Below are 20,852 nucleotides of genomic sequence, written 5' to 3'. Positions count from 1 at the left end.
CCATGCCTCGCCGTCCTGCCCCCATCTCCACCAGTGAAATCCGACGCGCCCTCGAACGGGCCGAGCAGGGCAAGGGAGTCCAGCTCGCCTGCCTCATTAAGCGGTGCAGCCGCGACGACCTCGCTGCCGCCTTCTCGCGCTACGGCTCCGACCTGGGGCGCGTGCTGGCCCATATCGGCGGCCGGCAGGAGGCGCGGGAGGAGTCCGCCACCTGGCGGCGCGCGGCCCGGTTCCGGGCCGATCGCGCCGACGCCGGCGACCGCTAGGAGGCCGGCGATGAACGGTCTCGAAGCGGCACTGTGCCTTGCCAGGCTCAACCGGATCTTTCAGCAGACCCGCGGCCTGTCGCGGTCGGCGAAGTCGGCCGCGAACGAGACCGTGTTCACCCTCGCCGCGGCGCTCATGCGCATCTCGACGCCGGCCCGGTCGGTCCCCGACATGGCTATCACGTCCGATGATGCGCGGGCGCTGGTGTCGGGGGTCGTGGAGATCATGGAGGGCGCCGGCATCGCGAGGCCGGACATCGCCGCCCTGTTCAACGTCGTCATCCGCGGCCTGCCGTCGCCGGCGGCACGGCCACCTTTGCCCACCCCTGAGATCCCGAACGGCTTCGTGCTGGTCCGAGACGACGTGCTGACGTCGCTGGCGGCCGGCGCGCCCGTCTCGGCGCCGGAGTCCACCGATGCCCCGTAAGCCCCCTGACGATCCCGTCTTCGATGCCTTCTGGGCCGCCTTTCCACCGCGCCGGCCGAGCCCGCGCGAGCGCGCCAGGAGGCGGTTCAACGCCCTCATCAAAGCCGGCTCCGCGACGGCTGAGGAATTGACCGCGGCCGCCAGAGCCTATGCCGCTGAACGACGGGCTGCGAAGGCCGACCCGAAGTACACCTTGCTGGCTTCGACGTTCCTCGCTGACGACTGCTGGCGGGACTACGTGCCCGCCGAGGAGGCGGCCGAGCCGCCGCCGGCCTCGCTGCCGGACACCGGCGTCCATCCATTCGCGGGCCTGGTTGACCGCGTGGGCATCAAGAAATGGTCCAGCTGGTTCCGACCGCTGCGGCTTGAGCAGGAGGGCGATCTGCGGATCGTGGTCGCCCCCTCCAGGTTCCACGCCGACAGGGTGCGGGCCGAGTTCGGGCCGCTTCTCCGCCAACTCTGGGGCGAGATCGAGGTGCGTCCATGACCGGCTATTCCCCCGAGCACAAGGGCAATCTGGAAGCCCTCCGCGGCAAGCTCGAAGCCCTGCGCCGCATGACGGTCGAGAACGGCTGCAGCGAGGCCGAGGCCGCCGCCGCCGCCGACAAGATGGCGGAGATCCTGGCCAAGCATGGCTTGAGCGAGGCCGACCTCGACGCCATGGCCATGGCCGACCACCGTGAGCGGCTGCTCAAGCGCCGGTCGCCAATCGACAGGATCTGGGGCGCGGTGGCCGACTTCGCCCGCTGCGTCTCCTATACCGACCTGAGCCCGGATCAGAAGCGGGAGGTCGTGTATTACGGGCGCGAAGCTGACGTGCTGGTGGCGGAGTACGTCCACGACGTGATTGCGCGGGCTGTGGCCGATGCGCGCCGCGCCTTCATGGCCTCGCCTGAGTATCGTCGCCGCCGCACGGCACGGACCCGATCAGCCGCCCTGAGGGCATTCGAGGAGGGGCTTGCCGAACGCCTGCGGCAGAGCCTGTGGGCGGGTCTCTGGCGCCGCTATCCCGATCCTCCCTCGATCGCGGCGAAGACAATCGTGGCCCGCCGGAACGCGCTGTGGGCACAGCTGTCCGGCCAGCTCCATCTTCGCGACATGCGGCCCCTGGCGAAATCCAAGGCCCGGTACACCGAGGCGAAGCTCGCCGGAGCCGCGGCGGGGGCCGCAATCACGATCGAGGCTGGCGTTGGCACTGCCACGGCGCCCGTGACGGGGCTGCTGCAATGACAGATCTGCCCTATTGCCCGAGCTCCGGCCGGCCGCTTCTCGACCGCTGGCCGGCGCCGGGACTGGCGGGCGTCGCTGCCTGGGCGGATGGCCTGCTGGCCAGCGACAATCCCCATTCCGGGCACGCCGAGCCGGACAGCTACGCCGCCTGGCGCGATGGGTTCGCTGCAGCGCGGACGGCTCACACGACGTTCCAGTTCGCCCGCGAGTTTCCGCTGATCGACGGGCGCACCGACGCGCGGGAGCGGCTCTCAGACTTGCTGTGGGCAGCGGACGTCCCGCGGAATCGCATTGTTGAGCTGGTAGGCGAGGACGGGCCATGAGCCGCCGGGAGCTGCTGGCCCAAATCCATATCGCCAAGAAACAGCTAGGGCTGGACGACGGCACCTACCGCACCGTGCTGGAGCGCGTAGCTGGTCGAGCCAGCGCCGCTGAGCTGAGCGACGGCCAGCTGGTTCAGGTGATCAAGGATTTTAAGGCGCGGGGCTGGAAACCGACCTCAAAGCTGCGGTTCGGGCGGACCCCAACCGGCAAGCTGATCCGGGTGCTGTGGAAAGCCGCCAGCCGCGAGAAATCGGAGACCTCCCTCCGTTCCATGATCCGCCACGTCCTCGGCTTGGCCGACGACGTGATCCCCGATCCCGACATGCTGACCGTCAATGACGCCACCAGGGTGATCGAGGCGATCAAGGGCGTGCAGCGGCAGAAGGCGAAGCGAGGCAAATCCGAGCATGCGTAGGTGCTCCTTAGCTCAGCTGCGACCGTCGACCCCAGACCGCTCGGCAACCGTATCTCGCCAGCTAAGCAAATCGTTCCTTATCGGTTCAAGCTGCGCCCCGATCCAGGATGCGTTCCCGCCATCAATTGAATGCGCCAACAAGCTGATCGCTCGGTTGTATCGGTTTATTTGCAACGCCAAATCGATCGTTTGCTTTCCGACATCCTCTCCAAACTCGAACATGTGCTCGGCTCCCGCGAGGCAGCGCAGATCCGGGAAAATGACTTCCGTCGGGCTGAACATGATGGTTCTGCCCTCGCTTGCCGCCTTTGCGCGTTGCAGTAGATTCGTAAGGTTGGCGTCGATGCCGGGCAAAGCATCGTTGATCTCTGCGATTGCAGCAAACGCCGTAATGCGCATGGACGAACGGCGCTCCGCTTCTTGCTTCGCCCGCTCCTCGGATCGTCGCCGCTCTTCATCAGCACGACGTTCCCGGCGCTCCTGCTCTCGCTCGGCGCGCTCAGCTTCAAACATGGCACGGTCATTCGCGTACGTCTGCTTCGCGGCGAGCAGCGTGCTGATCGCCATCCATGCCTGCACCACCGTCGCCGCGGCAGCTACTACAGCCGCCCATGTCGTTACATTCGCCAATTCTTCGGCCGTCATAGCATCCCCCCTAGCGCAGTCTCCGCAATCCTATCTCGTAACGCATCTTATTGGCAGCCGGAGGTCCCAATGACCCCCTGGCCCTTCGGCTCTCTGCAGATGTTCGGATACGGCCTGCTGCTGGCTGATCCGCCATGGCTGTACGAGACCTATAGCGAGAAGGGCCAGAGCAAATCGGCGCAGGCCCACTACGATTGCATGCCGACCGAGGACATCGCCGCGCTCAACGCCGGACGCCTGGCCGGGCGGGACGCCATCTGCCTGATGTGGGCGACGTTCCCGATGCTGCCGGATGCCCTGCAGGTCATGTCGGCCTGGGGCTTCGATTATAAGACCGGGGCGGCCTGGGCGAAGCGCTCAGCCCGCAACCGGGGCTGGGCCTTCGGCTCCGGCTACATCTTCCGCTCCGCCTCGGAGGTGCTGCTCCTCGGCACCACGGGCAACCCCGAAACCCTCTCCAAATCCGTCCGCAACCTGATCGTGGCGCCGATCCGGGGCCATAGCCGCAAGCCCGACCAGGTGTACGACATGGCCGAGGCGCTCTCGGCCGGCCCCTACGTCGAGCTATTCGGCCGTCAGCGCCGGAAGGGCTGGGCGACCTGGGGCAAGGAAGCCGACAAGTTTGAGTTCGGTGACGATGCCGTTAGCGCGCCGCAGAAGCGTGCCCCGCTAACGCCCGCGCCGGCACCGCTGCTGGACCTCTGCGCCAGGGGGCCGGCATGAGCGAGACGTTCACGCCGGAGTATTTCCCCGGCCTGCTGTACGACCTGGCCGTTCGCGGCTACGCCAAGGAGGCACGCGCCCTGGCGAAAGTCTGGGGTGGCGGCAAGCGCTATATCCCGAGCCTAGACCATGTCCGGCCAACCTCGCCGCTGGTCGGCATCATCGGCCTCGCGGCGACCCGCGTGCTGGCCGAGCTGCACGGACCAGGCCACAAGCTGATCCCGCGCGCAGTCGGGGAGAGCGCCCTCATGCGCGAGATCCTGAACCATCCCGGCGCGACCAGGGCATGCGCGCGCGACCTGGGATGCACGGAGGAATGGGTCCGCCGGGTGCGCCTCCGGCGGGGGCAAGGCGACGCCCGGCAGGGCGATTTGTTTGGCGACCCGACATCAGCATCGTAATGTATTCCGCCACAGCGCACCCCTGACCCAACGCCGTAGGGTCAATTCGCCGCCCCCGAGGCGGCGTTCTTATTCGGGCACCAGGCGGCCGAGCCGCCCTCCCTGCGGAGCTGTGCCCGACCATGCCGCGCCTGTCGCCCTTTGAACTCGGATCCGCCAACCTTGCCGCGTTCCTCGACATGCTGGCCTATTCCGAGGGCACCAGCACGATCGCGGGCAGCGACAACGGCTACAACGTCATCGTCGGCGGGACGTTGCTGGAAGACTATGCGGACCATCCCCGCAAGGTGGTCTGGCTGCCCCGATACAAGGTCAGGTCGAGCGCCGCAGGTCGGTACCAGTTCCTCGCCCGCACCTGGGATGAACTGGCGAAGCGGCTGCGCCTGCCCGATTTCACGCCAGAGTCCCAGGACCTCGCCGCGGTCGAGCTGATCCGAGGCCGGCGCGCCGTGGATTTGATCCACCAGGGCCGCATCGCTGAGGCGATCGACCGCTGCCGCACCATCTGGGCCAGCCTCCCCGGCGCCGGATACGGCCAGCGCGAACACAAGCTCGGGGTGCTGCTCGACTTCTATGTCCGCGGCGGCGGCTCCCTGTCCGACACCACCACCCCCAAGGAGCGTAAATGATCTCCCTGCGGCCCACGGCCATCTGGGCGGCGTTCGTCGCGCTGCTCGTCCTCGCCCTCATCATCTCCGGCACTGCGGCCGTCGCCGGCGACGGGACCACGGTTGATTTCTCGCCGACCGCGGCGCTGGCGCGCGAGTACCTGATGGTGGTGATCGATGTCCTGATCTCGGCGGGCGCCGGCCTGGTGCTGCGCTGGCTGCACCTGGCTGGCAACAGCAAGGCCGAGGATCTCGCCGTGCAGGCGCGCGATTACCTCCATGCTACGGCGCTCCGCGGCTTCGAATGGGCCGAGGGTCAGCTCAAGGACGACATCAGCAGTGTCGACGTGAAGAGCGAGATTATCGCCGGCGCCCTGACCTATGTGCAGTCCAACGCCCGCGGGGCGATCAAGCGCCTCGGGGCGTCTCCGGACGAGGTTCGATTGCTGCTGGAGGGGCTGTTCCGACTGACCCGCGAAAAACCCGCGGCCGGATCGGTCGCGAGCCCGGCCGGCGGGCTCGTCCCGGCCGCGGTGTGATCACCGACCTTATCAAGGGGCTGGTGGAGCTGGTGAAGGCCCTGCTGGTCCCGTTCATCACCTGGCAGGCCGCCCAGGGCGCCGAAGCCAAACGCAACGCCGAGACCCTGGCGACCCAGAATGAAATCGCTTCCCGCCCTGATGTGCCTGATGACGAGCTTGACGGCTGGCTGCGGCAGCGGCGCTAGCGTCTGCCCGGCCTTCCCGCCGGCCGGCCCCGGCGTCGCGGACGAGTTCGCGGCACCCCCGCCCAAGCCCGCGACCCGCGCCTGGTACCAGGATCTCAAGCGCCTCGACCAGCAGCTGCAGGCGTGCCGTGGCTGACGACATCGACCGCGCGGCCGAGCTGGTCGAGCGCTTCCAATCGGAGGCGCTCGATCCGCACCGGAGCCGCCGCCGGCGCGAAGCGGAGGCCGAGGATACCGGGCCGCGCGATTGCGAGGGCTGTGGCGAGCCGATTCCCCTGGCCCGGCGCCGGGCCGCCCCCTGGGCCAGGCGCTGCACGCCGTGCCAGGCGTCGATCGAGACCGAGGGACGGTGATGTCGGAGCTGCTCGACCTGGTGCCCCGGCATTGGCTGTGGGTCACCACCCTGATCTCGATCCTCGTCGCCCTGGCGCTGCTGTTGCTGCGCCAGCGCTTCGCGACCCAGGAACAGATGACGGCCGTCGTCGCGTCCGTCTCCGATCTCGCCAAGCGGCTGGATGGCGAGGTCGACCGAGTTGACCAGCGCGCCGGCGTCTTCGAACGCCGGACGGACCTGATCGAGGAGCGCATGCGGCACATGCCGACCAGCGACGACATGAAGGCGCTCCAGGCCGGCCTGGCGCTCCAGAACGCCAGCATCGAGAAGCTCAACGCGAAGTCCGAGAGCCACACCGGCCAGCTCGCGTCGATTGCCGACCAGCTCGGCATGCTGACCAACCACCTTCTGGGCCGAGGTGAACGATGATCCCGCTTGCCGAGCGCCTGGCCGAGCATCGCCGCCTCGCCATTCTGCGCTGCCTCACCGACCTGCCGGCCGAGGAGCGCGAGCGCCTGCTCATCCTGGCCCTGCTGGTGCTGCTGCCGCAGGGAGCGGGCAACATCTCCCTGCTGCGCGATCTCTCCGCCGATGCCGGCGCGCCGATCCTCCGCGACAAGGTGCTGGCGCATGGCGCCTGGCTGGCGGACCACGGATTGGCCGCCACGGGCCGGGACCAGAGTGGCGTCGACATCCTGGCGTTGACCGAACGGGGGGCGGAGGTGGCCGAGGGGCGTCGCACCTGGCCGGGCGTGGCTCCGCTCGCCAACCTCGACTGGCTCTGCTCGCGCCTGGCCAGCCTCGCGATGTCGGCCAGCCGATCCCAGGTCGAGGCGGACGTCTCGTTCCTGGTCGACGCCGGCCTGCTCGACGCCAGCGCCACCGACGCCATGCTGGTGCTGACCAGCCGGGGCGCCGACGTCGCCGCCGGCCGGGAGGTGGTGCCCGGCGTGCGCAAGCCGTCCTATGGCGCCGCCCTGCGCGCCGGGGCGCTGGCCGCCCGCTCGATCCTGGAGCGCTGAGCATGGCCCACGCCCAGGAGATCAAGACCGCCGTCCGCGGCTCCTACATCTACGAGCGCCTGTCGCTGGAGCAGGCCGCGGCCAAGCACGACGTTGCAGTGGCGACCGTCCGGCGATGGAAGAGCCTGGCCGCAGCCATCGGCGACGATTGGGACAAGGCGCGCGGCGCCGCGGCCCTGTCCACCTCCGGCGCCGGGATGATCGCCCAGATCGTGCTGGCCGACTACCTGACCGTGCACCAGGTCACGATGGAGCAGCTGAAGGAGTCGGCCGACATCCCGGCGCTGGACAAGGCCGAGGCCATCAGCCGCCTGTCCGACGCCTTCCACAAGACGATGGCGGCCGTGGCCAAGGCGGCCCCGGATCTCGGCCGCTACGCCGTCGCCACCGAGCTGCTGCAGCTGCTGGCGGTGTTCGTGCGCGAGAAGTTCCCGCAGCACGCCGAGGCCCTGGCCGAGGTGCTGGAGCCGTTCGCAGGCCACGTTGCCGAGCGCTACGGGTGAGGCGATGGCGAAGTCCGCCTCCAAGCAAGCGAAGCAAGCCGACTTCCTGGCGGCGATGGCGGCGCTGTCCGCCGAGATCCGCCAGGAGATCGATAACAAGGTCCAGGGCTTCAGCCCCGACCCCGTGGCACAGCGGGAGCGCAAGAAGCGGGCAGCGGTCGATTTCGACTACTTCTGCGCCACCTACTTCCCGCACTACGTCACCAGCGCGGCCAGCGGCTTCCACACTTGGCTCTATGCCACGCTGCCGGGCCTGATCCACAACCCGGCGAAGACGGCCGGCGCGCGCGAGGCCATCGCGGCGCCGCGCGGCAACGCCAAGACGACGCACGGCCAGATGTTCATCCTCTGGTGCATCGTTCATGGGTACAAGCGCTTCCCCGTGGTGATGTCGGACGCCAGCGACCAGGCCGCCGCCATCCTCGAAGGGATCAAGGTCGAGCTGGAGGTCAATCCGCGCCTGGCGCAGGACTTCCCCGATGCGGTGGGCCAGGGCCGGGTGTGGCAGGTCGGCGTCATCGTCACCCGTAACCAGGTCAAGGTGCAGGCGTTCGGCAGCGGCAAGCGCCTCCGCGGCGTGCGCCACGGGGCCTACCGGCCGGATCTGTGCTGGCTGGACGATCTGGAGAACGACGAGAATGTCCGCAGCCCGGAGCAGCGCGACAAGCTCGAAGCCTGGATCGACAAGGCCGTCGAGCCGCTGGGGCCGCCGGACGGCTCCATGGACATCATCTATGTCGGCACCATCCTGCACTACGACGCGGTGCTGGCGCGCAAGCTGCGGAACCCGCTGTGGCGGGCCACGGTGTTCCGCGCAATCGGACGCTGGCCCGACCGGATGGACCTGTGGGAACGGTGGGAGGAGGTTCTTCGCAACGACGGCGAGGCGGCGGCGGACGCCTTCTATGCCGAGAACCGGGAGCTGATGGACGCCGGCGCCGAGGTGCTGTGGCCGACCGTCCAGCCCTTCGTCAAGCTGATGAAGATCCGGGTCCGCATCAAGGTCGGCCCGTTCGATTGCGAGTATCAGAACGACCCGGTCAGCAGCGAGGACGCGCTGTTCGGCAAGGTGACGTTCTGGGTCAACCGCCTCGGGCATTGGATGATGTTCGGCGCCTGCGACCCGTCCCTGGGCAAGCAGAATCGGGGGCGCGACCCATCCGCCCTCCTGGTCGGCGGCCTCAATCGGGAGACCGGCATCCTCGACGTGGTCGAGGCCCGGATCGCCCGGCGGCTGCCGGACAAGATCATCGAAGACGTCATCGCCCTGCAGCGCGAATACAGGTGCCTGGCGTGGGCGGTCGAGGCTGTCCAGTTCCAGGAGTTCTTCCGCACCGAGCTGGTCCGGCGATCCGCCCAACGCAGCATCCCGGTGCCGGCCTTGCCGGTGGTGACCAAGTCCGACAAGGCGCTGCGCATCGAAAGCCTGCAGCCGCATGTCGCCAACGGCCTGATCCGGTTCCACCCGTCCCAGACGGTGCTGCTCGACCAGCTGCGCCACTATCCCAAGGCCGATCATGACGACGGGCCGGACGCCCTCGAAATGCTTTGGGTCCTGGCCCTCAAGCGCATGCGCATGACGGCTGGCATCCAGCGCGCCGGCCCGCGGCCAATGCCGTACGAGCAGATCCACAACGGATTCCAGCAGCCATGACCGACACCCCCGCCACGGCGCCGGCCGTCACTCGCAGCCGCGAGATCGCGACCGCGAAGCTGGACATCACCATCCTCGGCTGGGGCGACACCCTCCGGCCGCAGGATGACATCCTGGCCCAGCGCAGCGTCGGCAAGGGCCTCAAGCTGTACGAGGATCTGGCGCGCGATCCGCGCGCCGGCGCCGTGCTGGACAAGCGCAAGCGGGCGGTGGTGGCTCGCGAATGGTCGGTGACGCCGGGCGGGCCGCGGCGGGCCGACAAGCAGGCGGCCAAGCTGGCGGAGCGCGTCCTCGACGGTGAATGGGGCCTGTCCTTCGACAAGCTGTGCCTGGACCTGCTGGACGCCCAGCTGAAGGGCTACGCCGTCTCCGAGCTGATCTGGCAGATGCGGGACGGCTTTGCCGTGCCGGTCGAGGCCAAGGCCCGCGACCCGCGCCGCTTCGTGTTCAACCGGGATTGGGAGCTGCGGCTCCTGACCCCGGAAAACCAGCTCGACGGCGTCGCGCTGCCGCCGCGCAAGTTCCTGGTGCACCGGTTCGGCACGAGCTTCGATCCCTACGGCCTCGGCCTGGGCCATCGCTTGTTTTGGCCGATCTACTTCAAACGAAATAGCCTCCAATTCTGGGCGAAGTTCTGCGAGCGGTTCGGCATGCCCTTCATCAAGGGCACCGCCGGCCCCGGTGAAGATCCCCGCGAGCTGCTCAAAGCGCTCATCGGCCTGGGCCAGGACGGCGCCATTGCCGTGCCCGAGGGCACGCTGATCGAGCTGCTGGACGCGGCTAAAGGCGCCGGCGTCAACACCTATGAAGGCTTCTGCCGCTACCTGGACGAACAGGTCTCGGAGGCCGTGCTCGGCGAGACCCTCTCGACCAATGTCGGCCAGGCCGGCAGCCGGGCGGCCAGCCAGACCCACAACGAGGTCCGCGAGGATCTCTGCGACGGCGACTGCGACGAGCTGTCCGCCACGCTGAACGGCCAGCTGCTGACTTGGCTGGCCGAGGCGAATTATCCGGACGCGGCGCCGCCGACCGTCTGGCGCCCCCGGCCGGAGAACCGCAAGGAGAACGCGGAGACCGACAAGGCCGAGACCGATGCGCGGGTTGCGGCGGTGGACTATGTCGAGAAGATGCGGCGGGCCGGCTATGAGCCTGAAGACCCGAAGGCCGAGTTTGTCGACCAGGCCAAGGGCCGGTGGTTCTTCGTCGGCCGGCCCGAGCCCCAGATCGCGCCAGCGCCGGGCGCCACGCCACAGCCGGCCGCCTTCGCCGCTCCGGCCGAGCGCGACCCCGCTGACGATCTGGTTGACCAGGTCGAGGAGGCAGCCGGCCCGGCGCTGGACCAGATGATCGACGCGATCAAGGCCGAGCTGGACAAATCCATTCGCCTTCGCGAGACCCCGGTGCAGTTCGCCGCGCGCCTGGCGCGGATGGAGTCGACCATGCCGATCGACGGCCTGGCCGAGCTGCTGCGCGACAGCTTGGCGCTTTCGGCGCTGACCGGCATGGGCGACCAGCTCGATGGCCGGTGAAGCCGTCCCGGTCTCGGCGACGCCGGTCCACTTCACGGAGGCGATCGACTACTTCCGCAGCAAGGTGAACCTGCCGACCAACAGCTGGTCGGACCTGATGCACCAGGCGCACACCCGCGCGTTCACCGTCGCCGGAGCCACCTCGGATGCGCTGCTGTCCGACTTCCGGGCGGCCCTGGACCGCGCGATCTCGGCCGGCGGCACGCTGGAGACCTTCCGCGGGGACTTCGATCGGATCGTCGCGCAGCATGGCTGGGCCTATCACGGCAGCCGGAACTGGCGCAGCCGGCTCATCTTCGAGATGAACACCCGGATGGCCTACAGCTCCGGCCGGTGGCAGCAGGCCCAGCGGCTGAAGGCCACCAGGCCCTATGCCCGCTATGTCGATGTCCACGATGCGCGCACCAGGCCGGAGCATTACGCCTGGCACGACATCATCCTGCCGATCGACCACGCCTGGTGGAAAACCCATTGGCCGCCCAACGGCTGGAATTGCCGGTGCCATGCCCAGAGCCTGTCGGAGCGCGACCTCAAGCGCTTCGGCCTGAAGGTCACCCTGGAGCCGCCTGCGGTCGAGATGGAACCGCGCGAGGTCCGCGCGCCGGACGGCTCGATCGAGACGGTTTGGACGCCCAAGGGCATCGACACCGGCTTCGGGTACAACCCCGGCGACTCCTGGCTGCGCGGCGTTACCCCGCCTGAGCTGCGCAAGCCGCTGCCGCCACCAAACGTATCCGCTCCAGCGTCTCCACCTCCACCAATGCCGTCGCCGCGAGACCCTGGTGTGGCGTCAATGCAGGACGGCCTAGGGGAGGAGGAGTATGTCCGGGCCTTCTTGCGGCCGTTCGGCGCCGACATAGGCCGGCCCGTTGTCTGGCGCGATCCAAGCGGATCGCGGATCACCCTTTCGGACGAGCTGTTCCGCGACAGCCGCGGCGAGCTGAAGGTGACCAAGTTTGATCGCCACCGACAGATCCTGGCCCTGGCGATGGCCATTCTCGATCCCGATGAGATCTGGGCCGACTGGCAGAACATCGCCCCGAAAGGCGCTGCGCCGCGATGGCGGCTGCGCCGGCGCTACATTCGGCGGTTCGACATGGACGGCCGGAAGGGTGGCATCGCGACCTTTGGCTGGATGGACCAGGGGTGGAGCGGCGCAACGGCGTTCCCTCCAGACACGGTCTCATATCTCGATCGCCAGCGCACGGGCGTGCTGCTGCACCAGCGCCCATAACTATGGCCGGGAACCCGCCCCCCGGCCTGCCCCACGCCTTAACGATGCCGGGCGGTGCGGCTCAGCCGTGGCAGCAAATTAATATAGCGCGACATCGCGTGGGCTCCTATTACCTCAGCGAGAGCGCTCATTCAATCCGCCGTTCGGCAGAGGTAAATGTTTCGCGGAAGAATAAATCAACTCATCCAAAATAGAAGTGACATCAAACCAATAATATCCTTCACTGAGATATCGATTTAGGATAGTGACGACTTCTGACTTCGGAATGATTCGAGCTATGTTGCGGGCGACGGAGACACGCAAATCAGAATCAGAAGATCTCAAGAGATCAATCCAATGATCTCGTACGTCTTTGTAGCTCCAGGGATGAATTATCTTCGCTATGGCTGCCCGGAGTTTCACGGATATCGATTCTGCTGCTATAATTAAAGCAGGTTTTTTCGACAGACGAACAATCACTGCCGCGAGTTTGTCAATGTCCGATTGACTCCAAGTGCTCGAAGCCGCTGCAATCAATGCCGGAATGTCCGATTCATCGCCCAGAGGTCCGATCGCGACCCCAGCAGCGCAAGCGAGCTCCCGATCATCTGATTTGACGAAGGCCCGAAGATATCTGACGTGAGATTGGTCGCCACGAAGTGCTATTGCACTAACTGCAACCAATCGGAATCGGTTCTTGAGAAAATTGTCGTATACACCTTCCTTGAGTTTGTGATGGAAGTCGCGCGCACTCGTACTTTGCACAGAAGCTAGATCAGCCAAAGCGCGATCCTTCAGTCTTTCGAAATCTGAATCTAAATCTTTCAACATTACTGAAAAATAATCAACGTCATGTCTTTCTGCCAGGACACCATATGCTATTGCGCCCACGTCGGTGATAAAATCAATTTCTGCTTCAACTTCGGAGAAAGGCATCTTTAAGAACATGCTCCTGACAACGTCGCCGAAAGTCATCTTCCGGGATGGAGTGATTAGAGAGGTGGTTTGTACCTTCAGAGCCTTCTCCAGATGATCTACGGGAAATCTCATGCCCCTTTCGATTAGAAACAAATATCCCAGAGATCGTACGTCAAGATCCGGATCATTGGTGAGCTGATTGGCAATTTCATCGCTCATCTTTCCGTGATAATCCAAAATAAATGCAGCTTCATATCGGACTTCGGCGGATCTATGTTTTAATAAGGATGCCGCCGACTCTGCGGTTATTGACAAATGTACGCCTGGGACATTCTCCAGGACGGGCGTGAAGGAAAAATCCAAGACCGCCTCCGCAAATTTCTGGCTACCAGAACGAAGCAGAACAAGTGTTTTGGCACGATTTATCGCGCTTGCTATCTCATAGTTATTGAACAAGTTCATTGTCTCAAGCATTGGAAGATGCTCATCAGATCCATGGTCCGCAACATAGAGAATAGTCTCTCGCTGCAATCGTACACTGCGCGTGGTTGCGGCAAATTTTAGCAATAACTGTATCTGCTCTGGGTCGAGAGAAGCTCTATATCTTCTTAGGCGCCACACCGCCCCAGCGCGGACCTCTTCGGTATCAGTTGTAGCGATGCCGAAAAAATACTTGAAGCACTCCTCTTGGTTTAGCCGCTGCAGCCAATACCAGACCGGCGCCACTTCGTCGGCGACGCCCGACCTAACCAACATTCTCCATTCGGCCGAACTTGGAATGAACGATTCCCGGTTCCCGTAGATCCAATGCATCTTATTGATCTGAAGGACGATTGAATGGAACGAGTGAGAGAATACAGTTTCGCCAAGGAGCATGAATCTGCTCGCATCCGATGGCTGGACCTGCTCGGCGTCGCTGCGATCGAGAACGCCTCGATCTATCAAGTCACCGACGCGAAGTAGCAGTGCCCTCGCTTCCATAGACGGACCGTAGGTGAGGCCATCGCCAATGGTCGCGGCGGAGCTTGACGCTTCGGCTTCACGGTCCGGAGCGGCGCTCGGAAGGAGCAACTGAGACTGACCTTGCGCTCCATCTATCGGCGCCTTCTTACGTGCAAATAGCAGTTCGGCAAGATGAGCTTCCAGAGCGGCTTCAAATTCTGCTGTCTTGCTAAATCTGTTATAAAATATAATCTGAGAGCCCTCAACTTTTCGCTTGAAATCAAGCACTTTTTGCAATTGAGGCAGATCTTTTATTCCGGATTTTGTCGGATCTTTGATATATAGCCATAAATCAAGATTTTCATCCTTCTCGCGCCGGGCTTTAAATAGTTCAAATTCTTCTTCAAATCCCGATGTATATCCATCTGACCCGCCTGGAGGACTTCCCCAGCGTTGCCAAAGGATCCCTAGAAATAGGTCGCTCTGGTTCAGGCGCTCATTGATCTTGGACTGTGGGCGCGTGTAGCCAGGCCCAGCTTTCTCCCAGCCCCACACGTCTATCTGTATTTCTAGGTGCTCTCCTACTAGCCTGTTTACCTTCTCGACCGCTCTGTTGACCGCCTTCCGCTCCGCATCAACGTCACCCGGCGATGCGACAAACACCCTAAATATCGTGCGTGATGGCAATTTCTTTGACTCCCCCGCCGACCGTAGAAAGCCGTCGCGACTCGAACGTCCTATAGTGCCCGCTAGGAGCGGTGTCATCCAGTGGGGCAACTACACCACCCTCTAACCGCGATGAGCCGCTGGTGGGCCGTTAGCCCCCCGTTAGCGACGACGCTAAGTGATGATGGACAGGCTCGGTGCGCGGTGACAGCCTGACCCCGCGATGAAGGGTGGCTCTGACCCAACGGCGTCGGGTCAATTCGCAGGCGGCGCCGCATCCTATCACAGACCTCGATCCCGCACCGATCGAGGTTCCTTTGCCCAACGCCCCACTCAACCCCTTTGACGCCTTCCGCGCCGGCACCCGCACGGATGCCAGCGGCGCCCGCGTCACGATCACGGCGGCGGATCTGGCGGCGTCGGCCGCTGCCTATGACCCGGCCGTCCGGCCGGCACCGCTCGTCATCGGCCACCCCAAGATGGAAGATCCGGCCTGGGGCTGGGTCGGCAAGGTCGAAGCCTCTGGCGGCACTCTGCGGGTGGTGCCGGAGCGGGTCGAGGCCACCTTCGCCCAGCTCGTTAATGACGGCCGGTATGAGAATGTCTCGGCTTGCTTCTACCGTCCCGAGGCCAAGGGCAACCCGGTCCCCGGCACATGGTACCTCAAGCATGTTGGTTTCCTCGGCGCCCACCCGCCGGCCGTCGAAGGGCTGCCGCCAGTGCGGTTCGCCGCCGAGGACGAGGCCGACACCGTCGAGTTCGCCTGGGCCGAGCGCACCATCGCCAGCATCCTCCGCCGCATCCGGGATTGGATGATCGGGAAGGAAGGGCTGGAGAGGGCCGACCAGGTGATCCCGACCTGGGACTTGGAGTTCCTCGCAGAGGAGGCGGCCAAGTCCGATGACCCTGCAGCAAGCCGGGTCGCCTACGCGGCGCCGGCCGCCCCCACCACCGACACCACCACCATCACGGAGACCCCGATGTCCGATGCGGACAAGGCGGAGCTGGAACGGCTGCGCCAGGAGAGCCAGGACAAGGATCGGCAGATCGCCGCCTTCGCCGCCCAGGATGCCGAGCGCCGCAAGGCGGCCGACGCGGCCTTCATCGACATTCTGGTCGCCCAGAACCGGGTTCCGGCCGGCCACAAGGCGGAGGTCGCTGCCTTCTTGGCCCATCTGGACGACAGCGAGACGGTCGCCTTCGCCGCCGGCGATGGCGCCGAGAAGGAGACACCGGCCGGCTATTTCCGCCGGTTCCTCTCCCGCCTGGCGCCCACCGTCGCGTTTGGCGAGGTGGCCGAGGCCGGCGGCCGACCGGCCGAGGAGAACGCCCAGCAGATCGCCGATCGGGCCAGGAAGTACCAGGCCGACCGGGCCGCCCTGGGCGACGCCGTCAGCTTCGCGGCTGCGGTCGATCACGTCACCACCAACGGGGAGGCCCGCCGTGCGTAACCATGGTCTGGTGAAGACCTTCTTCGCCGCCGCCGCCTTCGAAGGCTACCGCATCGTCAAGTTCGGCGCCGACGACGACACCGTCGCCCTGGCGACCGCGCCGGCCGACAAGTCGCTGGGCGTGGTCGACATGCTCGGCGCCAGCGCCGCGGGCGTGTCCTGTGACATCGTCCTGACAGGCATCGCCGAGGTCGAGTACGGCGGCCCCGTCACCCGGAACGATGACCTGACTGCCGACGCCCAGGGCCGGGCGGTGGTCGCCGCCTCCGGCAACCGGATCATCGGCAAGGCGATGGCCACCGGCGTCCTCGGCGACATCGGCTCCGTTCTCCTCGATCGCGGCGTCGCCGCCTAACCCCCCAAGAGAGGTCCTATGGCCATTCAGGCGCCGTTTCCAGTCGACGCGAAGCTCTCCGCCGTGGCGGTGGGCTACCGCAACCAGGCGTACATCGCCGACCAGGTGCTGCCGCGCGCGACCGTGCCGTCGCGGCTGTTCAAGTGGTGGGAATACCCGGTCGACGAGAGCTTCAACGTCACCGACACCAAGGTCGGCCGCACCGGCCGGACCAACGAGATCGAGTTCCGGGCCGAGGAGCGCGAAGGATCGGTCGATGATCACGGCCTGGAGGACCCGATCCCACAGGAGGACATCGATATCGGCGCCACCGTGGGCTACGACCCGCGGACCCATGCGACCGAGCGGCTGACGGACTACATCGCCCTCGGCCGCGAGGTCCGCGCGGCCCGGCTGCTGTTCAACCCGGCCGTCTATCCGGCCGGCAACAAGATCCAGCTCGCCACCGCGGCCGACCGCTGGGACGATCCGAGCAGCGACCCGGTCGATGACATCCTCGTCGGACTCGACGCCTGCCTGGTGCGGCCGAACATTGGCGTCCTTGGCCAGAAGGTCTGGTCCAAGCTGCGGCGGCATCCGAAGATCGCGAAGGCGATCAACGCCAACTCCGGCGACGAGGCGGTGGCCACGCGCCGGGCGGTGGCCGACCTGCTGGAGCTGGAAGACATCATCGTCGGCCAGTCGCGGCTGAACACGGCCCGCAAGGGCCAGCCAGCCGCGCTGTCGCAGGTCTGGGGCAACCACGCCTCGTTCATCTACCGCAACCGCAACTTCTCGTTCCGCGCCCCGGACTTCACCTTCGCGGCCACTGCGCAGTGGGGCGACAAGGTCGCGGGCTCGCGCCCCGATGCCGACATCGGGCTCCGCGGCGGCGAGCGGGTCCGGATGGGCGAGAGCGTCCGCGAGCTGGTGATCGCCGGGTATGCCGGCTACCTGATCCAGGACGCTGTCAGCTGATGGCCGAGATCACCCCGCAACGCCACGTCGCCCTGGTCGCCATCAAGTATCGCGGCCACCGCTACGAGATCGGCGACCAGCTGCCCGAGCTGCCCGAGGAGGACGCCATCCTCCTGGGCGATCGGGTCGGCCCGGCTCCCGCCGATGCCGGCCGGAAGGGCAAGGCGAAGTGACCTACGCCACCCAGGCCGGCCTCGAGACGCGGTACGGGACCAAGCTGCTGGTGCAGTTGACCGACCGCGGCCAGCCGGCCACCGGACAGATCGACGTCGCAGCGGTCGAGGATGCCCTCGCCGATGCCGACGCGACGATCGACGGCTACCTGGCCGCGCGGTATCGGCTGCCGATCGCCTCGGTGCCCAAGCTGCTGGTCCACACGGCCGAGTCCGTCGCGATCTACAAGCTCCACCGCAAGGCGCCGGACGAGAAGATCACGGCCGACTACCGGGACGCGATCAAGACGCTACAGGACATCGCGGCCGGCCGGCAGCGCCTCGACCTCGCCGGCATCGAGCCCGAGCGCAGCGGCGGTTCCGGTAGCGTCTCGACCAGTTCGCCACGGGTCTTCACCGACGCGGTCCTGCGGGACTTCGTCCGATGACCGGCGTTTCGCTGCATGTCGACAGCGCCGTCGTCCGGGCGGCCTTGGGCCGGGTGTCCGAGCGCATGACGAACGCGCGCGGCCTCTACGACAACATCGGCGCCGCGATGGTGGTGTCGACCCAGATGCGGTTCGAACGCGAGCAGGCGCCGGACGGCAGCCCCTGGCCCAAGCCCCTCCGCGTCCTTATCGAAGGAGGCAACACCCTGCGCCTGTCGAATCGGCTGTTTGGAAGCCTCACCCATGTCGCCGACAACCAGGGTGTCGAGTGGGGTAGCGACGCCGAGTATGCCCGCATCCATCAGCTGGGCGGAACCGTCGTCCCGAAAGCCGCGGGCGCGCTGCATTTCAAGCTGCCGGGCGACCTGGGCTGGCGCTTCGCGTCGTCGGTGACCATCCCGGCACGGCCCTATCTCGGGATCGACGATGACGACACGGCCGAGATCGTCGCCCAGGCCGAGGACTGGCTCGCCGTGGCCGAGGGGCAGCCATGACCGTTGTCGACCAGGTCATGGCGCGGCTCGCGGAGACGATCCCGAGCCTGGCTGGCCGGATCGGGCGGGCGGGTGAGTTGGAGGCGCTGATCAAGGCCGGCTCCCTGCCCCAGGGCGGCACCGCTGCATTCGTCGTGCCGCTCGGCTTCCGCGCCGGGCCGCCGACGTCCGCCACCGGCCTGCACAGTCAGGAGCTGGTCCGGCGCCTAGCCATCATCCTGGTGGTCGAGTTCGCCGGCGACGCCACCGGCGAGGCCAGCATCCCCGAGGTCGACCAGCTCGAAGACCTGGTCCTTCGGGCCGTTGCCGGGTGGAAGGCGCCGGGCGCCTGGGGGCCGTTCGCGGCCGAGCGCGGCGCCCTTCTCGGCCTCAACGCAGGCACCGCCTTCTACCAGGTCGATTTTTCCATGTCGCAACTGCTGAGGGTCACTCCATGAGCATCCCCAAGACGGGCGGCAGCTTCGTCCGCAAGCCGGACGGCACGCTGCAGCGCGTCGCCTTCACCGAACCGCGCAAGGAGGCGCCGGCTCCCGCGCCGCAGTCCCCGGCCAAGACCACCGCGGCGCCCGACGCTCCGGCGGACACCTCCAAGACCAACCCGAAAGGCTGATCCATGGCCGAGCCGCTGCGTTGGGAGAGTAAGGCTCTCCTGATCAAGACCGAGACCGCCTACGGCACCGATGCCGCCCCCACCGCGGCGGACGCCATGCTCGTGACGGACGTCGAGTTTAGGCCGATGGAGGGCACCGACGAGGCCCGCAACCTCGAAATGCCCTGGCTCGGGGCGGACGAGGAGCTGCCCGCCGGTCTGCACGCGATCCTGACCTTCAGCGTCGAGCTGGTCGGGTCGGGCACCGCCGGCACCGCACCGGCCTGGAGCCCGATCGCTCGGGCCTGCGGCCTGGCCGAGGTCATCACCGCCGGGACCAGCGTCGAGTATCACCCGGTCAGCCGCTTGCATGAGGCGGTGACGGTGCATTTCTTCATCGAAAGCACCAAGCATGCGCTGATCGGCACGCGCGGCACCGCCGTGGTGCAGGTCGAGGCGCAGAAGATCCCCAAACTTCGGGTGACGCTGACCGGTCTCTGGCGCAAGCCGACCAAGCAGGCGCCGCCGGCGGGCATCAGCTTCGCCGGCTTCAAGGATCCTCAGCTGGCGACGTCAGTCAACACGCCGGTCTACAAGATCGACGGCATCACTATGGTGATGCGTTCGACCAACCTCGATCTCGGCTGCGACGTCCAGGGGCGGTTCCTGGTCGGATCGGAGTCCATCCCGATCGTGGATCGGGGCGAGTCCATCGCCTCTGTTGTCGAGGCGATGGAGCTGGACGTCTTCGACCCGTTCGACGCCGCGATCGAGCGCCGCAAGGTGCCGTTCCTCATGCAGCACGGCACCAACCCTGGCTTCATCACCGAGATCGACTGCCCCACGTGCCAGGTCAAGCGGCTGACCGGCTACCAGAACAACCAGAAGATCGTGGAGTGGCCGCTGTCCCTGACGCCGCTCCCGACCGCCGGCAACGATCAGTTCACCATCACCCTTAAGTAAGGCGACACACGAATGTTCAAAGTCGAGGCCAATCCGACATTCAAGAAGAAGGTCGAGATCCGCATGCCGACCATGGGCGGCAACTATACGGATTCGTCCTTCTTCGCGACGTACAACCTGCTGACGGTCGACGAGATCAACGGCTTCGACCTAATGAAGGCCGAGGACACCACGCGGTTCCTTCAGCGGATCATCGTGGATCTGTCCGATATCACCGACGAGTCTGGAAAGCCGCTGCCCTACAACGACACCCTGCGCGACCAGGTGCTCAACCACCCGATCGCCCGGCGCGGCCTGGTCGACACCTATTGGGACGGCATCGACAAGGCCCGCAAGGGAAACTGACCGAGGCGGCCCAGCGATGGGCGCGTGGAAAGCCCAGCTCGGCCGAGGGCGAGCCGGAGGCCATCAAGGATCTCCGGCGGCTCGGCGCCACCGAGGCCGAAATCGCGGAGGCGAAGCGACGCCTCGGTCTCCTCTCGACCGGCGATTTCGGCGTCTTCCCCGAGAACTGGACCGCCGTCTGCGCCTGGTCCGCCGTCTGCACCCAATGGCGCACCGACGCGGTACCCGGGGGCCTAGGACCGGGCCGCCTCATCTATCTCGGCCTCGACTATGCCGGCGCGCGCGCCGGCCTCGCCTTGGCCGCGGTCGATCTCACCCCTGAACTTTGGGCCGCCCTCCAGGTCATGGAAGGCGCGGCGATCGAGGAACTGAACCGCCGATGACCCTCAAGATCGCGATGCGGATCGACGTCGATTCTGCTGAGGCCGAAAAGCGGCTTCAGCAGGTCGAGACCCGCGTCCAGGCGATCGGCAAGGCGGCGCCTGCCAGCGGCGCGGCGGCGGCGATCGACCAGGTCGGCGACGCGGCCCAGGCCGCGGCGGCCGACACA

General features: G+C 66.4%; 32 protein-coding genes. 30 read left to right on the top strand and 2 right to left on the bottom strand.

The features are described 5' to 3' along the window. Positions 1-2: 2 nt before the first annotated feature. The 6 genes from P409_RS02845 to P409_RS35980 are packed head-to-tail and all read left to right on the top strand — an operon-like array spanning position 3 to position 2,662. Positions 3-266, top strand: a complete 264-nt coding sequence (locus P409_RS02845) for a hypothetical protein (protein ID WP_034831538.1) — start codon at positions 3-5, stop codon at positions 264-266. 10 nt (positions 267-276) lie between these two features. Next, a complete protein-coding gene (locus P409_RS02840) occupies positions 277-693 on the top strand; it encodes a hypothetical protein (RefSeq protein ID WP_034831537.1) in 417 nt (138 codons plus the stop codon). After that, positions 683-1,180 (top strand): DnaA N-terminal domain-containing protein, encoded by a 498-nt coding sequence (locus P409_RS02835; protein ID WP_034831536.1) that lies wholly within the window; start codon positions 683-685, stop codon positions 1,178-1,180. Before P409_RS02840 ends, P409_RS02835 begins: the two co-directional genes overlap by 11 nt. Beyond that, on the top strand, positions 1,177-1,923 hold the full coding sequence (locus P409_RS35985) for a DUF7168 domain-containing protein (protein WP_052119953.1): 747 nt from the start codon (positions 1,177-1,179) through the stop codon (positions 1,921-1,923). The genes P409_RS02835 and P409_RS35985 overlap by 4 nt, the downstream gene beginning before the upstream one ends. Then, the gene (locus tag P409_RS02825; RefSeq protein ID WP_034831535.1) at positions 1,920-2,246 is read left to right on the top strand and encodes a hypothetical protein; all 327 of its coding nucleotides are present in this window, start codon (positions 1,920-1,922) and stop codon (positions 2,244-2,246) included. The genes P409_RS35985 and P409_RS02825 overlap by 4 nt, the downstream gene beginning before the upstream one ends. After that, positions 2,243-2,662: a regulatory protein GemA gene (locus P409_RS35980; protein ID WP_052119952.1), complete on the top strand. Its 420-nt coding sequence runs from the start codon at positions 2,243-2,245 to the stop codon at positions 2,660-2,662. The genes P409_RS02825 and P409_RS35980 overlap by 4 nt, the downstream gene beginning before the upstream one ends. A gap of 12 nt (positions 2,663-2,674) precedes the next feature. On the opposite strand, the gene P409_RS02815 is transcribed toward P409_RS35980, so the two are convergent. Continuing rightward, positions 2,675-3,307: a hypothetical protein gene (locus P409_RS02815; protein ID WP_034831534.1), complete on the bottom strand. Its 633-nt coding sequence runs from the start codon at positions 3,305-3,307 to the stop codon at positions 2,675-2,677. A gap of 69 nt (positions 3,308-3,376) precedes the next feature. Here P409_RS02815 and P409_RS02810 point away from each other — a divergent pair, with 69 nt between their 5' ends. The 13 genes from P409_RS02810 (at position 3,377) to P409_RS02755 (ending at position 12,042) form a co-directional block, all read left to right on the top strand. Beyond that, positions 3,377-4,030, top strand: coding sequence for an MT-A70 family methyltransferase (locus P409_RS02810; RefSeq protein WP_081991166.1), 654 nt, complete (start codon positions 3,377-3,379; stop codon positions 4,028-4,030). Continuing rightward, positions 4,027-4,431: a hypothetical protein gene (locus P409_RS02805; protein WP_034831533.1), complete on the top strand. Its 405-nt coding sequence runs from the start codon at positions 4,027-4,029 to the stop codon at positions 4,429-4,431. The genes P409_RS02810 and P409_RS02805 overlap by 4 nt, the downstream gene beginning before the upstream one ends. Before the next feature lie 122 nt (positions 4,432-4,553). Further along, a complete protein-coding gene (locus P409_RS02800; RefSeq protein ID WP_034831532.1) occupies positions 4,554-5,060 on the top strand; it encodes a glycoside hydrolase family 24 protein in 507 nt (168 codons plus the stop codon). Continuing rightward, a complete protein-coding gene (locus P409_RS02795) occupies positions 5,057-5,578 on the top strand; it encodes a hypothetical protein (RefSeq protein WP_034831531.1) in 522 nt (173 codons plus the stop codon). Before P409_RS02800 ends, P409_RS02795 begins: the two co-directional genes overlap by 4 nt. Continuing rightward, positions 5,575-5,766, top strand: coding sequence for a hypothetical protein (locus P409_RS02790; RefSeq protein WP_034831530.1), 192 nt, complete (start codon positions 5,575-5,577; stop codon positions 5,764-5,766). The genes P409_RS02795 and P409_RS02790 overlap by 4 nt, the downstream gene beginning before the upstream one ends. Beyond that, on the top strand, positions 5,729-5,902 hold the full coding sequence (locus P409_RS38660; RefSeq protein ID WP_161790332.1) for a hypothetical protein: 174 nt from the start codon (positions 5,729-5,731) through the stop codon (positions 5,900-5,902). The genes P409_RS02790 and P409_RS38660 overlap by 38 nt, the downstream gene beginning before the upstream one ends. Beyond that, positions 5,895-6,119, top strand: a complete 225-nt coding sequence (locus P409_RS02785) for a TraR/DksA C4-type zinc finger protein (protein ID WP_034831529.1) — start codon at positions 5,895-5,897, stop codon at positions 6,117-6,119. Before P409_RS38660 ends, P409_RS02785 begins: the two co-directional genes overlap by 8 nt. Continuing rightward, on the top strand, positions 6,119-6,529 hold the full coding sequence (locus P409_RS02780; RefSeq protein ID WP_034831528.1) for a hypothetical protein: 411 nt from the start codon (positions 6,119-6,121) through the stop codon (positions 6,527-6,529). The genes P409_RS02785 and P409_RS02780 overlap by 1 nt, the downstream gene beginning before the upstream one ends. After that, on the top strand, positions 6,526-7,122 hold the full coding sequence (locus P409_RS35975) for a hypothetical protein (RefSeq protein ID WP_052119951.1): 597 nt from the start codon (positions 6,526-6,528) through the stop codon (positions 7,120-7,122). The genes P409_RS02780 and P409_RS35975 overlap by 4 nt, the downstream gene beginning before the upstream one ends. Positions 7,123-7,124: 2 nt before the next feature. Next, entirely contained in the window at positions 7,125-7,625 is a 501-nt protein-coding gene (locus tag P409_RS02770; protein WP_034831527.1) for a DUF1804 family protein, read from the top strand. Positions 7,626-7,629: 4 nt separating this feature from the next. Beyond that, a complete protein-coding gene (gene terL, locus P409_RS02765; RefSeq protein WP_052119950.1) occupies positions 7,630-9,279 on the top strand; it encodes a phage terminase large subunit in 1,650 nt (549 codons plus the stop codon). Continuing rightward, a complete protein-coding gene (locus tag P409_RS02760; RefSeq protein ID WP_052119949.1) occupies positions 9,276-10,808 on the top strand; it encodes a DUF935 domain-containing protein in 1,533 nt (510 codons plus the stop codon). The genes terL and P409_RS02760 overlap by 4 nt, the downstream gene beginning before the upstream one ends. Next, positions 10,798-12,042: a PBECR2 nuclease fold domain-containing protein gene (locus P409_RS02755; protein WP_034831526.1), complete on the top strand. Its 1,245-nt coding sequence runs from the start codon at positions 10,798-10,800 to the stop codon at positions 12,040-12,042. Before P409_RS02760 ends, P409_RS02755 begins: the two co-directional genes overlap by 11 nt. A gap of 114 nt (positions 12,043-12,156) precedes the next feature. On the opposite strand, the gene P409_RS36835 is transcribed toward P409_RS02755, so the two are convergent. After that, complete coding sequence (locus P409_RS36835) at positions 12,157-14,544, bottom strand: hypothetical protein (RefSeq protein WP_161790331.1); 2,388 nt, start codon at positions 14,542-14,544, stop codon at positions 12,157-12,159. Between the two features lie 320 nt (positions 14,545-14,864). On the opposite strand from P409_RS36835, the gene P409_RS02750 reads away from it, so the two are divergent. The 11 genes from P409_RS02750 to P409_RS02710 are packed head-to-tail and all read left to right on the top strand — an operon-like array spanning position 14,865 to position 20,685. Further along, positions 14,865-15,998: a hypothetical protein gene (locus P409_RS02750; RefSeq protein ID WP_052119948.1), complete on the top strand. Its 1,134-nt coding sequence runs from the start codon at positions 14,865-14,867 to the stop codon at positions 15,996-15,998. Further along, a complete protein-coding gene (locus tag P409_RS02745; protein WP_034831525.1) occupies positions 15,991-16,353 on the top strand; it encodes a hypothetical protein in 363 nt (120 codons plus the stop codon). Before P409_RS02750 ends, P409_RS02745 begins: the two co-directional genes overlap by 8 nt. 18 nt (positions 16,354-16,371) lie before the next feature. Then, positions 16,372-17,310 carry a major capsid protein gene (locus P409_RS02740; RefSeq protein WP_034831524.1) on the top strand — a complete coding sequence of 313 codons (939 nt, stop codon included), beginning with the start codon at positions 16,372-16,374 and terminating at the stop codon, positions 17,308-17,310. Beyond that, positions 17,310-17,483 carry a hypothetical protein gene (locus tag P409_RS38655; protein ID WP_161790330.1) on the top strand — a complete coding sequence of 58 codons (174 nt, stop codon included), beginning with the start codon at positions 17,310-17,312 and terminating at the stop codon, positions 17,481-17,483. Before P409_RS02740 ends, P409_RS38655 begins: the two co-directional genes overlap by 1 nt. After that, positions 17,480-17,911, top strand: a complete 432-nt coding sequence (locus P409_RS02735) for a gp436 family protein (RefSeq protein WP_034831523.1) — start codon at positions 17,480-17,482, stop codon at positions 17,909-17,911. Before P409_RS38655 ends, P409_RS02735 begins: the two co-directional genes overlap by 4 nt. After that, positions 17,908-18,405 carry a phage virion morphogenesis protein gene (locus P409_RS02730; RefSeq protein ID WP_052119947.1) on the top strand — a complete coding sequence of 166 codons (498 nt, stop codon included), beginning with the start codon at positions 17,908-17,910 and terminating at the stop codon, positions 18,403-18,405. The genes P409_RS02735 and P409_RS02730 overlap by 4 nt, the downstream gene beginning before the upstream one ends. Then, complete coding sequence (locus tag P409_RS02725) at positions 18,402-18,842, top strand: phage tail terminator protein (RefSeq protein ID WP_034831522.1); 441 nt, start codon at positions 18,402-18,404, stop codon at positions 18,840-18,842. The genes P409_RS02730 and P409_RS02725 overlap by 4 nt, the downstream gene beginning before the upstream one ends. Continuing rightward, positions 18,839-19,015, top strand: a complete 177-nt coding sequence (locus P409_RS38650) for a hypothetical protein (RefSeq protein WP_161790329.1) — start codon at positions 18,839-18,841, stop codon at positions 19,013-19,015. Before P409_RS02725 ends, P409_RS38650 begins: the two co-directional genes overlap by 4 nt. Before the next feature lie 3 nt (positions 19,016-19,018). Continuing rightward, complete coding sequence (locus P409_RS02720; protein ID WP_034831521.1) at positions 19,019-19,957, top strand: hypothetical protein; 939 nt, start codon at positions 19,019-19,021, stop codon at positions 19,955-19,957. Between the two features lie 12 nt (positions 19,958-19,969). After that, on the top strand, positions 19,970-20,302 hold the full coding sequence (locus tag P409_RS02715; protein WP_034831520.1) for a hypothetical protein: 333 nt from the start codon (positions 19,970-19,972) through the stop codon (positions 20,300-20,302). Then, positions 20,266-20,685: a DUF1799 domain-containing protein gene (locus tag P409_RS02710; protein WP_202964528.1), complete on the top strand. Its 420-nt coding sequence runs from the start codon at positions 20,266-20,268 to the stop codon at positions 20,683-20,685. Before P409_RS02715 ends, P409_RS02710 begins: the two co-directional genes overlap by 37 nt. Positions 20,686-20,852 lie beyond the last annotated feature (167 nt).

The organism is Inquilinus limosus MP06 (assembly GCF_000767795.1).
Taxonomy (GTDB): Bacteria; Pseudomonadota; Alphaproteobacteria; order DSM-16000; family Inquilinaceae; genus Inquilinus; species Inquilinus limosus_E.
This window is presented reverse-complemented; position numbering and strand designations above follow the sequence as displayed.